This is a genomic window from Ruegeria sp. CDSB022 (genome assembly GCF_059611145.1).
This window is the reverse complement of record NZ_JBXWOZ010000001.1, coordinates 165927-179182: the sequence shown is the minus strand read 5'-3', so window position 1 is coordinate 179182 and position 13256 is coordinate 165927. Positions and strand designations below refer to the sequence as shown.

The window sequence follows — 13256 nt, the reverse complement described above, 5'->3', positions numbered from 1 at the left end:
TCGGCTCCCCACAATGGCCCGTTGCAATGTGATTCTAAAAACGAGTGCGGTCTTCCCGCAAACAAGCGACACGCTTGGAAACAAAAGCGCGCCAGCGAATGCTAGCGCGCCATCAAAGGGCTGTCACGCCCCGAGATGAAAAATGCAACAGATTGGCGCAGTTACGCGCGTCCCTTCAAATGTTTGGCCAAGGCACCTGCGTTTTTCTTACGCCGTCCCTTGTAAGGGTTCTTGTCTCCCTGTCCGCGCAAGGTCAGTCGGATGGGGGTCCCGGGCATATCGAAACTCTCACGCAGGCCGTTGACCAGATAACGGTTATAGCTTTCAGGCATCTTGTCGGGGTGCGAACACATAACCACGAATCCAGGGGGGCGGGTTTTGGCCTGTGTCATATACCGCAGCTTGATCCGGCGACCCTGCGGCGCTGGCGGCGGGTGCTGTTCCAGCATTGCGATCAACCAACGGTTCAAAGCAGCAGTCGGCACACGCCGGTTCCAGATATCATGGGCGCGTAGGATAGCAGCACGCAGGCGCTCAAGCCCCCGCCCTGTTTTGGCGGAAACCGTGACCAGTGGAGCGCCGCGCAACTGCGGCAGAAGACGTTCGAACGATTCTTTCAGATCGCGCAGTTTTTCCTGCTTGTCCTCTTCGATATCCCATTTGTTAATGGCGACAACGACGGCTCGGCCCTCGCGTTCGGCCAGATCCGCGATGCGCAGATCCTGCTGTTCAAACGGAATCGCCGCATCCAGCAACACCACCACAACCTCGGCAAATTTTACTGCACGCAAACCATCCGATACAGAAAGCTTCTCAAGTTTTTCCTGTACCTTGGCTTTTTTGCGCATCCCCGCCGTATCGAAGATCCGCATCGGCGTGCTTTCACCCTCGGGGTCGGCCCAGTCGATCCGCAGGCTGATTGCATCGCGTGTGATCCCGGCCTCGGGTCCGGTCAACAAGCGATCTTCGCCAACGATCTTGTTGATCAGGGTGGATTTTCCGGCATTCGGGCGACCAACAACGGCAACTTGCAACGGCTTGGCGTCGGTGATCAACGGGGTTACGGCTTCGCCGTCTTCATCAAGCTCGATATCAGTTACGGGCGCTTCTTCGATCGCTTTTTCCGCAGCAGCATCCGCCAGAGGCATCAGATGTGCGTAAAGATCGGTCATCCCCTCGCCATGTTCACCCGACAGGCGGACCGGCTCGCCCAGACCCAGATTATAAGCTTCGAGCACACCGGCATCAGCCGCCGAACCTTCAGCTTTGTTGGCAGCAAGGATCACGTGTTTCGATCGTTTGCGCAGAATCTCGGCAAACATCTCATCTGTGGGCGTCAACCCCACACGCGCGTCGATCATGAACAGGCACACATCAGCCATGTCCACGGCGCGCTCGGTCAGGCGTCGCATCCGGCCTTCAAGGCTGTCGTCTGTCGCATCCTCAAGACCCGCCGTATCAATAACGGTAAAGCGCAGATCGCCCAGACGCGCTTCGCCTTCGCGCAAATCGCGCGTAACACCTGGCTGGTCGTCGACCAATGCCAGTCGTTTGCCGACGAGGCGGTTGAACAAAGTGGATTTGCCCACATTGGGGCGCCCCACGATAGCGAGGGTCAGGGACATGTTACTCAACTTTCAAGACTCAGACGCGCCCTTTAGCGCATCTTGTCGTCAACGGAAAGCGTGCAGTTCACCTTTGGTCGAAACGACGTACAAGGTTTGCCCGGCAACAACTGGCGCCGTAGTGGCACCGCCGGGAACCTCGACGCGGTGAACCAGCGTGCCGTCGAGCGGGTTATAGAACCTTAGATAACCATCGTTCGATGCAACAACGATACGCCCACCAGCCATGATCGGCCCGTAATGCGCATAGATTGCGCCACGCCGACCGGGCTTGTCCTTGACGAATCCAGGCAAGTCCTGCGCCCACACAATCGAGCCATCCGAGGCATCCAGACGCACCAACTGACTGCGATCACTAATCAGGAAGATGCTGTTTCCAGCCGGCCAAACCGTATCAACGGCGCCTTCATCCGCGGTCCACCTCCGCTCACCCGAAGTGGAATCGAATGCCACGGTGCGGCCTGAATGGTTGCCGATATAGATGGTATCGCCGACCACCATCGGGCCGCCTGTTACGTCAACGATCTGCGCTGCGGCGCGCCCTCGACGCCCACCAGCAACCGACGCGTTCCAGCGGCGAATACCACCTCTACGGAACGTTGCAGCTATATCGCCCGAGCCAAATGCAAACACCGAGAAATCCGAGGCAATCACCGGCGCAGGCGCGCCCAATACATTGCCAACGCTTGGGGTGCCCTGAACCTGCCAGAGGATGCGCCCATCTTTTGTATCAATCGTCCATCCGATTTCATCTCCGGCGACAAGATACAGCAGGCCATCATTGATCAGAGGTGAGCCGCTGCCCGTAGCATTCAGGCGCTTTTGCCAACGAATGGCACCGGATTTGCCATCCAGAGCGGTCAGGCGACCAAAACCAGAAGACACATAAAGAACGCCATTAGCATAGGCCAATCCACCGCCGGTTGCATCTGAATCTCCGTCGGTGCCAGGGATTAGATCTGTACTCCAGGCAACCTGCCCCTGCGGTGAGACCGCTGAAACGGTCGCTCCGGAATCCAGCGTGTAGACCAAACCACCTGCAACGACCGGCTCGGCCGTGATGCGCTGCTTGCGCGAATCTCCATCACCGATCGACGTTGACCACAGTTTCTGTGGAGTATTACGCAAAGAGGCATTTGTCGTCCGATACGCAGCGGTTCCCGGGCTTTGTGACCAGTTGGCATTGGCCGTCTGGGCAGGAAGGCTGATCGGCTTGGCTCCCTGGGTCTCAACCGTTTCATTGTCGGATGTTGGTCGGATGTCCTCACGAGCTCCGGGCAGGATGACCTCGGGCTCCTGACAAGCCGCCAGCAATGTCAGGGAAACAACCGCGACCGGCAACCCAATACGGGGGAAGAGACTAATCACCATGATACTCCGAACTTGCCTGTCATTTATTTTCTACCGGTTCAGCTTTGCCGTGCGACCAGCGGTTCCGGTTCACCACCCAGCGCAACAATCAACTGTGTTGCGCGTTGCTGCAGATCTACGCCGATTTCAGCGTCCTGCCGCATTGCCTGCAAACGGGAAATGGCGGCATCGACTTGACCTTCGGACACTTCGATCAGTGCCAGTTGCTCCTCTGCCAGCAACCGCAATGGGGCTCCCGGCACGGCCAGCGCTTCGAATTGCTGACGCCGGTCTGCTACCGGCATTGTCTCGCTTTGCAGCAGCAAAGCCTTGAAGGTCGCGATGGCCCGGTAAATTTCAGGCAGATCACCCTGAACCGCAATGGCGTTCAGACTCTCAACAGCGCCCTGCCCGGACTCGATTTCGGTCTGCGAGGCAGAAAGCAGCATCTTAACAATCGCATCTCCACCGGGTGTTGGTGCAGGTACCAAGGCAAGATCATCGGCACGATCGGCGGACTCATTCTGTGCCATAGCGGCCAGAATCGCATCTCCCAGATCCTGTGCCTGACTGGTTGCGCGCGCCTTGCGCAGTTCGTTGAACGCGGCACCACCAACGATCAGAACAACCGCCACTACGCCAACCCAACCCCAACGGCGCAAAAGCAAGAACAGACGGTCGCGGCGCACCTCTTCGGTCACCTCATCAATGAAACTGTCGACGTCGCTCATCCCTGCTCCCCGGGCTTGTGTTCTGTGATATTGGGCAATGTCATACCCCGCTGCCATTGCCAAGCCAAGGGTCCGATTTCATACAATTCCCCCACCTGCGGATACCCTTGCAGAAAAAAGTGAACCGAACTATTCAGTTTAGTGTGGAAAAGATGAGGCCCCGCCCCCATTTCTAAGCATGCGCGCCGAGGGACAGTCGGCAAAGAATTCTGGGAGAGACCCTGTATGCGTTTGATTTCATTCGTAAACGCCTTTTTGGTGATTGTTGCCTTATTCTATTTGGTATTCGAAAGGGATGCATTATTAGCATTCGCCGGCCGCGAAGATTCAAACCCGGGCACTACGTCCGAGGCAGAATCTTCTGAAATTCCCGCAGAGGATCGGCACGTAATCCGTGTAGTTGCACAGCGCTCTGTCGCCCGCGAAGTAGACAGTGCAGTGACTCTGCGTGGACAAACCAGAGCAAACCGCGAGGTCGAAGTTCTGGCCGAAACGACGTCAACTGTCGTATCAGAACCCAAGCGCAAGGGCAGTTTTGTCGAAGCCGGTGATTTGTTATGTGAGCTGGATCCAGGCACCCGTCCGGCAAGCCTGGCCGAAGCAACAGCCGCCAAGCTTGAAGCCAAAAGCCGGGTGCCCGAAGCCGAAGCGCGTCTGCTGGAGGCACATGCGCGCGTAGCCGAAGCCGAAATCAACTTGAAAGCCGCACGAAAGCTATCAGAGACCGGTTTTGGGTCGGAAACCCGCAGGATTTCCAGCGAGGCAGAAATGAGTACAGCCCAGGCTGGTATCAAAAGCGCCGAAGCCGGGCTGGAAGCAACACGCGCCGGTATTGAAGCGGCATCAGCCGAAGTCGAGGCCGCCGAACGTGAAATCGAACGCCAGACGATCGAAGCTCCATTCAAGGGTCTGTTAGAAAGTGACACAGCTGAGCTTGGAAGCCTTATGCAACCAGGGTCGCTGTGTGCGACTGTGATCCAGTTGGACCCAATCAAGTTGGTCGGGTTTGTTCCCGAGGCAGATGTGAACCGGATCATCGTAGGGTCCGAGGCTTCGGCCCAGCTGATCTCGGGGCTTCAGGTCTCTGGGCGGGTCACCTTCCTTAGCCGGTCGGCCGATGAGACCACCCGGACCTTTGAGGTCGAGATTACCGTTCCTAACCCCGACCTGACAATTCGGGACGGTCAGACTGCGGACATCCGAATCTCGGCTGAAGGGACCAAGGCACATCTGCTGCCTCAGTCCGCACTGACGCTGAATAACGATGGCAAAGTTGGTGTACGGACCGTTGGAAATGGGAACATTGTGGATTTCCTGCCGGTCACTTTGTTGCGCGACACCTCCGAAGGTGTCTGGGTTGACGGGTTGCCGGAAACGGCGGACATCATCATTGTCGGGCAAGAATTCGTGACTCGCGGCGTGATGGTTGAGCCAACTTATCGGGATGCAGTGCAATGACCGGAATAGTAAGCTGGGCCGCTGGCCGAGCCCGAATGGTTCTGGCATTTATCGCGATTTCCTTGATCGTAGGTGGATACGCCTATGTTGGCCTGCCGAAAGAAGGTGAGCCGGATATCGAAATCCCTGCGCTTTTCGTCTCGGTTCAGTTCCCCGGCATTTCCGCTGAAGACTCTGAAAACCTGCTGGTCAAGCCGATGGAAACCGAGCTGGCTGATCTGGACGGTCTCAAAGAAATGACGTCGACGGCTGCCGAAGGCTATGCCGGTGTCGCGCTGGAATTCGATTTTGGATGGGACAAGACGGCGATCATGGCCGATGTCCGCGACGCCATGAACAGCGCCCAGGCCGATTTTCCTGAAGGGGCTGAGCAATATACCCTGACCGAGATCAACTTTTCTGAATTCCCGATTGTGATTGTCAATCTGACCGGGGCTGTTCCTGAAAGAACAATGGCCCGTGTCGCCAAAGATTTGCAGGATGATCTGGAAGCATTGGATTCCGTGCTTGAGGCAGGGATAGCCGGCAATCGAGACGAATTGCTAGAAGTGATCATCGACCCGCTCCGGCTGGAAGCGTATAACGTTACCGCCGCCGAGCTGATCAATGTTGTTCAGAACAACAACCAGCTGATCGCCGCTGGTGAGGTAGAAACCGATCAAGGCACCTTCTCGGTCAAGATCCCTTCGTCTTTCAAGACCGCCCAGGACGTGTATGACCTACCCGTCAAGGTCAATGGCGACCGCGTCGTGACCATGGGCGAGCTGGCGCAAATCAACTATACTTTCGAAGATCGCGAAGGCACCGCCCGCTTCAACGGCGAGGCCACCGTGGCACTGCAGGTCGTCAAACGCAAAGGCTATAACCTGATCGACACGGTCGACGAGGTCAAAGCCTCTATCGCAGCGGCCCAATCCAAATGGCCAGCCGAGATGCAGGCGGCGATCAAACTGGGCACCTCGAACGACCAGAGCCGGATCGTAGGGTCGATGGTCAGCCAGCTTGAGGGTTCGGTTCTTACCGCTATTGCGCTGGTTATGATTGTCATTCTGGCCTCGCTTGGGACCCGTGCCGCCCTGCTGGTGGGTTTTGCGATTCCAACCTCATTCCTGCTGTGCTTTGCATTCCTTGCAGTGATGGGGGTCAGCATTTCGAACATCGTCATGTTCGGTTTGATTCTTGCCGTCGGAATGCTGGTCGACGGGGCCATCGTGGTGGTTGAATATGCCGACAAGCGGATCAACGAGGGCGTGGGTCCCATGCATGCCTATGTCGAAGCCGCACAACGGATGTTCTGGCCGATCGTATCCTCGACAGCTACGACATTATGCGCCTTCTTGCCTATGCTCTTTTGGCCCGGCGTTCCGGGCGAATTCATGGGGATGCTGCCAGTTACGCTGATATTCGTTTTGTCGGCGTCGTTGATCGTTGCATTGATCTACCTGCCCGTGATGGGCGGCGTTTCCGGCCGCCTCAGCCGCGTGTTTGACCGGTCGTCGAACTGGCTGAGGGCGCGAACAGCCTGGTGGGTTCGGGCAGCGATGGTTCCCCCGTCGTTATACCTGATCTTCCTGGGGGCGATGCAGACATTGAACCCGGACTACCTGGTCGATTCAGGTAGTTCGGTTCTTGGAATGATCCTGTTCATGCTAGGTGCGTTTGCCGGGTCGGTCACCCTGAGCGCGGCAAAAATCGAACGCGCCCCGGTTGAGCATGTGCAGACCAGCCGCGAACACACACGCTTTGGGCATGTGGTGAAATTCCTTGTGGGCAACCCGATCATGCCGATTGTATCAATTGTGGTGATTGGCCTTGCTGTAGCTTCAGTCATGACCGCATTTGGGAAAAACAACCGCGGTGTTGAATTCTTCGTTGAAAGCGAACCAGAGCAGGCCACGGCCTATGTCCGTGCGCGCGGCAATATCTCTTTGGCCGAAAAGGACCAGATGGTACTCGCCGCAGAAGAGATTATCAGTGCGCACCCGGCTGTTATCAACGTCTTTGCATTCGCTGGTGAAGGTGGTTTGGACACCGGTGGACCTGGTGGCCAATCCCCGGCGGATACCGTTGGTCAGGTTCAGTTCGAAATCATCCCTTGGGAAGACAGACCGAACGTCTCGGAACCGATTTTCGGAGGATTGTTAGACCGGCACACAGTGGCGCCAGACTATGACGGCGACTATGTTCTGGAAGAGTTGAACAGGGAGCTTGCGCAGCTACCGGGGATCATCGTTGAGACCTTGCCGCTTGAGCAAGGGCCAGGCTCTTCCAAACCTGTCCATCTGCGGATCAAGGCCGATGGCTGGCAAGAGCTGACATCAGCCACCCTGGCCGCGCGTGAGGTATTCGACGCCACCCCGGGCCTTATCAAGATCGAGGACACGCTGCCCTTGCCCGGCATCGACTGGCAGATTGACGTTGATGTCGCCAAAGCAGGCCGATTTGGCGCAGACGTAGCCACCGTCGGTGCGATGGTACAGCTTGTTACGCGTGGCCTTTTGCTGGGCGAAATGCGCCCGGACAACGTGGATGATGAAATCGAAATCCGTGTTCGCCTGCCTGATCAGGATCGTGTCTTGTCAACGCTTGACACGCTCAAGGTCCGCACGGTCGATGGTTTGGTGCCACTGTCCAACTTTGTCTCGCGCAAACCAGTCGCCAAACTGGCCGAAATCAACCGTGTCGATCAGGAACGTTATTTTGACGTGAAGGCGGATGTTGAGCCCGGCCTGAGCAATGTTGTGGTCACAGGACCGGATGGCGCCGATCAAAGATTGGCAGTGGTGCGTGAACTCGCAGAGGATGAAATCCCAACAGCTACCGCATTGGCATTTCCCGATGGGACTCAGTTCGAACTGATCATGCTGACCGAGGCAGAAAGCACCGATGATTTGCGCACGCTGATCGAATCCGGTGACGCGCGCACCAGTCTGATTAACCCGAACGAACGGATTGTTGTGTTGACTGAATGGCTGGAAACCGATCCTTTTGGCAGTTCCGTCAGCTGGACATGGACAGGTGATCAGGAGGATCAGGCCGAATCCGGGGCGTTTCTTGTGAATGCCTTTATGGGCGCGTTGGGGCTGATGTTCGTTATTCTGCTCGCGCAGTTCAACTCGTTCTACAATTCGATCCTAGTTCTGCTGGCCGTGGTACTGTCCACAACAGGTGTTCTGATCGGTATGATGGTGATGCAACAGCCCTTCTCGATCATCATGACAGGAACGGGTATTGTGGCTCTGGCAGGGATCGTGGTGAACAACAACATTGTTCTGATCGACACCTATCAGGAATATAGCCAGTACATGCCAAGGATCGAGGCGATCATACGCACCGCCGAGGCACGCATTCGTCCGGTTCTGTTGACCACACTCACCACGATGGCTGGCCTTACCCCGATGATGTTCGGGCTGTCGCTGGACTTTATCAACGGCGGGTATTCGATCAACAGCCCCACAGCGCTGTGGTGGAAACAGCTGGCAACCGCAGTTGTCTTTGGCCTTGGTATCGCGACGGTACTGACGCTGATCGTGACGCCTTCGCTTTTGGCTATGCGGGTCTGGGTGACAACCTATGCCATCTGGTTGGGTAAGATTTTGGCTCGTGCTACAGCGGGAAAATCCAGCCAGGTGGCGCTGGATATGGCCATCGGTAAAGCCGCGATGAATGCTCAGGCAACCGAAATGGTCTGGGATGATGAGCTGCGTACCGACGATCCGAGCGCTGACAGTTCTGGGAAAGAACCGACCGGTTCACCGCTGAAAGCAGCCGAATAAAGAGCAACAGGGTTGGGCAATCCAGCCCTGTTTTACTCGCGCGTCCAGGTTTGATGCGCACAAATGTGATGTTCACACCCTTTGACCATCAGAGTGTCACCCTTCAGCGTCATTTGCGGAACTGCATCAACATCCACTAACGGCACCCAGAATTCACCCCCGCCATATTTACCACCGCCTTGGCTGCTGACATCCCAGAACAGTTTCTTTCCGATATTCGGCGTCTGTACTGCTTTTCCGCTGGCGTCATATGCAGATAAAATCTGACCACAGAACTTGTCACCGCAGGCTGTAATTTTGATGTCAGAGACGAGGTTCTTCCGGTCCGGCTCGGTCTTCCAAATTCCGATGATGGGGTCTCCAAGCGCATAGACCGGTGTAAGTGTGGCAACTGCCGCTATGGCTGGCACAATGAACTTGCGGAAATATTTATGCATAACAATACCTCAGATGCGTGATCTGTAGTGTAACATAGTTTGGGCCGCCTATCAGGCCGCCTGCATATCCGATTGCTGGCGATTCCAAAGCTGGGCATAACGCCCCTCACGTTTCAGCAATTCATCATGCGTGCCTTGCTCCAGGATTTTGCCACGCTCTAGCACTACAATACTGTCTGCCTCGGCGATTGTGCTCAGGCGATGGGCAATCGTCAGAACCGTACGCCCCTCGCCCGCATGGGCCAAAGCATCCTTGATGTCTTGTTCGGTATCTGTGTCCAGCGCCGATGTCGCCTCGTCCAGCAAAAGGATCGGCGGGTTTTTCAGCAGCGTTCTGGCAATACCGACCCGCTGCTTTTCCCCACCCGACAGCTTTAGCCCGCGCTCACCGACTGTGGTGTCATAGCCTTCGGGCAACGTAACTATGAAATCGTGGATCTGGGCAGCCCGGGCGGCGGCTTCGACATCTTCCTGCGTGGCCCCGTCGCGTCCATAGGCAATGTTATAGCGAATGGTATCGTTAAACAGCACGGTATCCTGCGGCACCACTCCGATTGCCGCGTGCAGGCTGGTCTGCGTGACGTCGCGCACATCCTGCCCATCAATTTTCAGCGCGCCCCCGGTGACATCGTAGAACCGGAACAGCAACCGACCGATGGTGGATTTACCCGACCCCGTCGCACCCACAATCGCTACGGTTTGGCCCGCAGGAATGGTTAAGGAAACACCTTTGAGAATTTCCCGCTCAGCATCATATCCGAATTGTACATCATGCAAGGTAACCTCACCCCCTGTTACATCCAGATCCGGTGCATTAGTCTTGTCGACCACTTCGGCGGGTTGTTCCAACAGGTCAAACATCTGGCCCATATCGACCAGAGATTGGCGGATTTCCCGATACACCGTACCCAAAAAATTCAGCGGTACGGTAATCTGGATCATATAGGCGTTGACCATAACGAAATCGCCCACGGTCAGCGTCCCGGCCTGCACCCCAATGGCTGCCAAGACCATCACACCGATCAATCCGCAGGTGATCAGAAAGGACTGCCCGAAATTTAGAAACGCCAGAGAATACGCCGTCTTGAGAGCCGCCCCCGCATAGGCTTTCATTGACACATCATACCGTTCAGCTTCACGCGTTTCGGCATTGAAATACTTGACGGTTTCAAAATTCAGCAGGCTGTCGATGGCGCGCTGGTTCGCCTCGGTATCCTGATCATTCATCTCGCGGCGCAGTTTCACGCGCCACTCGGTCACCGCAAATGTGAACCAGATATACAGCGCGATCGTTGCCGCGACGACCACCAGATACCAGACATCAAACAGCCACATCAGAATGATCGCAACAAGCAGCAGTTCAAGGATCAAAGGCCCGATGGAAAACAGCAGGAAACGCAAGAGGAACTCGACCCCTTTTACGCCGCGCTCGATAATACGGCTCAGACCGCCCGTGCGCCGCGTCACGTGATAGCGCATCGACAACTGGTGGATATGCTGGAAAGTTTCCAATGCCAGTGCGCGCAATGCCCGCTGCCCGACAGGAGCAAAGGCCGCATCCCGCAACTGCTGCAAACCAACAGTCATCATGCGCGCGACACCATATGCCACCGTCAACCCAACAGCACCCAGCGCTACGGGGGGAACGCCCTCGCCCGCCAGGCTATCAACCGCGCCTTTGTACAAAATCGGGGTGTAGACCGCGATCAACTTGGCCAGAACCAACATGCCCATAGCAATCAGAACGCGGCGCTTAACCCAGGGCTCATCCTCGGGCCAGAGATAAGGAGCAACTTTCCGGATTGTACGCCAGCCAGAGCTGCGCGCGTCCAATTTTGGGATATTGTCGGAATTCATCGGGGCTACTCGTCTCTTCACGTACCGGAACTGCGGTCAGAGAGTGCCCCTGACCCCGGAAGGTCAGAGGTACAGGATTATTCCGGAATGGTGAATACCTGCCCCGGATAGATCAGATCCGGGTCGCGGATCGCGCCTCGGTTGGCCTCGAACAGTTTGACATACAAGACACCATCGCCAAATCGTTCCCGAGAGATAGCCCAAAGAGTATCACCCTTTTGTACTGTAACCGAACGGATGGCCGGTGTTTCCTGAGAGGGTGCAGGCCCATCGTCCACTTCGGCCACGCTCAGAACTTCTAGAGGCTCACGCTTGAACGGGGTTTCCAGACGGCTTTTAACCGTGCCGTCCGAGGCTACCTCATCCACACGCAACGTATACACACCGGGATCAATGCCTTCGATCTCGCTGCGCCATTTTCCATCATCCGTGGGCTGCATATCGGCGACCAGTTGGTTGTCCAGGTACACGCGTACCGCGGAACCATCAGCCACGCGGCCGGTCAACTCGACCTCACCCGTGTCTGAATACCCGATCGTATCCAACGCGACCTGATCAGGTTCGGTGCTCTGAGGCGTCGCAGGTTGGACAAGCTCGACCCCGTCTTCCCCCGATCGCAGGATCGCAACCTGTTGTCCTTGCGTGGAATCTGCCGTTTCTTCAGAAGATGTGTCGTCGGTTTGAGCGACCTGCCCCGCCTCGGTTTCATCGCCGACTGCGGATTCGTCGGCTGGGGTGGTTTCTGCAGTATCGACCGATGCGACCTCTGGTTCAGGTTCGGGCAATGCCGCAATCAGATAGTCATCAGAGCGTACAGGTTGATCGACCCCATCGGTTTCCAGCGTCAGACCGCGTGCGGCGGTGGAAAACGGAATGGACACGAATTCTGCAAACTGGCCACTGTCATCGACGGTAAAGCTGTGCAGTGTTTCGCCATCCAGCAACACTCGCACCTCAACGCCGGGCTCTGCGTTACCGGACAGAACCGCATTCCCATCAGGCTCGACGAAGATCTGGTCAAGGGCCGGAGGTGCAGCTTCGGCAACATCCGCTACCGGTTCAGCAGTTTCGTCCGCCCCTTCTGTCGACGCCTCGGCTTCTATCGTATCCGTATCCGTATCGTCGGTCTGCGGGGCATCCCCTGTGTCGGAGGCAACAGAGGTGTTCTCTGACGCATCCTCCGCCACATCTGTTTGCGGCGCTGGGTCCAGAGGTGTGCGATCAAACGCGCCGGAAAAATACGCGCCGCCTGCGCCTAACAGAACCAGCAAACCGGCGATCACCCCCCAGGTGAAAGATCCGGAGCCTTCGCTACCCGAATTGGAATCCATACTCTTCCTTTCACTCCGCAGCGCAAATGCCTTATCTGCAACGCAATCTGCCTGACGGTTGAGCCAATCTATCAATACCGCTATCACGGGTCAAAACCCCAGATACAACCCCGGAGAACCCTCCCGATGTCTCAGAAATCCGTCTGTGTGTATTGCGGGTCACGCAATGGCGCCCAAACCAGCTATTCCGACGCCGCCCGGTCCTTTGGCCAGCTTCTGGCGCAGGAGGACTGGCGACTGGTCTATGGTGCTGGCGATGTGGGCCTAATGGGCGAAGTTGCGCGCGCGGCACAATCCGCCGGAGGCGACACATTCGGCGTAATTCCCGTTCACCTGTTAAAGCGCGAGGTCGGCAAGACCGACCTGACCCGTTTCGTGATTACCGAAACGATGCACGAGCGGAAAAAGGTCATGATCATGAACGCCGATGCCGTGGTCGTACTGCCGGGTGGTCCGGGTTCACTGGACGAATTGTTCGAAGCCCTGACATGGCGACAGTTGGGCCTGCACGACAAACCCATTCTGGTCATGAATGTTGATGGATATTGGGATGCCCTGCATGATCTTGTGCAGCAGGTCATCGGCCAGGGATTTGCGGACACATCTCTGGCCGATTTCATAACGTGGGTCGACAGCCCGGAAACGGCGATGTCGACCCTGAGGGCGATGCTGGTCCCGCATAAGGGCTAGT

General features: G+C 56.6%; 9 protein-coding genes. 3 read left to right on the top strand and 6 right to left on the bottom strand.

Annotated features, from left to right (window positions below; translation table 11 throughout):
• Positions 1-161: 161 nt before the first annotated feature.
• Genes der through AC2FIZ_RS00860 form a run of 3 tightly spaced genes read right to left on the bottom strand, consistent with a single transcriptional unit; the run spans position 162 to position 3706 of the window.
• The gene (der, locus tag AC2FIZ_RS00870; protein WP_142633070.1) at positions 162-1625 is read right to left on the bottom strand and encodes a ribosome biogenesis GTPase Der; all 1464 of its coding nucleotides are present in this window, start codon (positions 1623-1625) and stop codon (positions 162-164) included.
• A 48-nt stretch (positions 1626-1673) separates the two neighbouring features.
• Complete coding sequence (locus AC2FIZ_RS00865) at positions 1674-2996, bottom strand: PQQ-like beta-propeller repeat protein (protein WP_271947724.1); 1323 nt, start codon at positions 2994-2996, stop codon at positions 1674-1676.
• 38 nt (positions 2997-3034) lie between these two features.
• Positions 3035-3706 carry a hypothetical protein gene (locus AC2FIZ_RS00860; protein ID WP_142633066.1) on the bottom strand — a complete coding sequence of 224 codons (672 nt, stop codon included), beginning with the start codon at positions 3704-3706 and terminating at the stop codon, positions 3035-3037.
• 225 nt (positions 3707-3931) lie between these two features.
• On the opposite strand from AC2FIZ_RS00860, the gene AC2FIZ_RS00855 reads away from it, so the two are divergent.
• Together AC2FIZ_RS00855 and AC2FIZ_RS00850 are read left to right on the top strand one after the other, a co-directional pair.
• Positions 3932-5164 (top strand): efflux RND transporter periplasmic adaptor subunit, encoded by a 1233-nt coding sequence (locus AC2FIZ_RS00855; protein WP_281971892.1) that lies wholly within the window; start codon positions 3932-3934, stop codon positions 5162-5164.
• Complete coding sequence (locus tag AC2FIZ_RS00850; RefSeq protein ID WP_496688501.1) at positions 5161-8940, top strand: efflux RND transporter permease subunit; 3780 nt, start codon at positions 5161-5163, stop codon at positions 8938-8940. Before AC2FIZ_RS00855 ends, AC2FIZ_RS00850 begins: the two co-directional genes overlap by 4 nt.
• A gap of 32 nt (positions 8941-8972) precedes the next feature.
• On the opposite strand, the gene AC2FIZ_RS00845 is transcribed toward AC2FIZ_RS00850, so the two are convergent.
• The 3 genes from AC2FIZ_RS00845 to AC2FIZ_RS00835 all read right to left on the bottom strand — a co-directional run bounded on the left by AC2FIZ_RS00845 (position 8973) and on the right by AC2FIZ_RS00835 (position 12565).
• Positions 8973-9377: a DUF2147 domain-containing protein gene (locus AC2FIZ_RS00845; RefSeq protein WP_496688503.1), complete on the bottom strand. Its 405-nt coding sequence runs from the start codon at positions 9375-9377 to the stop codon at positions 8973-8975.
• Between the two features lie 51 nt (positions 9378-9428).
• Entirely contained in the window at positions 9429-11234 is a 1806-nt protein-coding gene (locus AC2FIZ_RS00840) for an ABCB family ABC transporter ATP-binding protein/permease (protein ID WP_496688505.1), read from the bottom strand.
• A 77-nt stretch (positions 11235-11311) separates the two neighbouring features.
• Positions 11312-12565: a LysM peptidoglycan-binding domain-containing protein gene (locus AC2FIZ_RS00835; protein WP_496790446.1), complete on the bottom strand. Its 1254-nt coding sequence runs from the start codon at positions 12563-12565 to the stop codon at positions 11312-11314.
• A 126-nt stretch (positions 12566-12691) separates the two neighbouring features.
• Here AC2FIZ_RS00835 and AC2FIZ_RS00830 point away from each other — a divergent pair, with 126 nt between their 5' ends.
• Entirely contained in the window at positions 12692-13255 is a 564-nt protein-coding gene (locus tag AC2FIZ_RS00830; protein WP_281994432.1) for an LOG family protein, read from the top strand.
• The last annotated feature ends 1 nt before the right edge of the window (position 13256 follow it).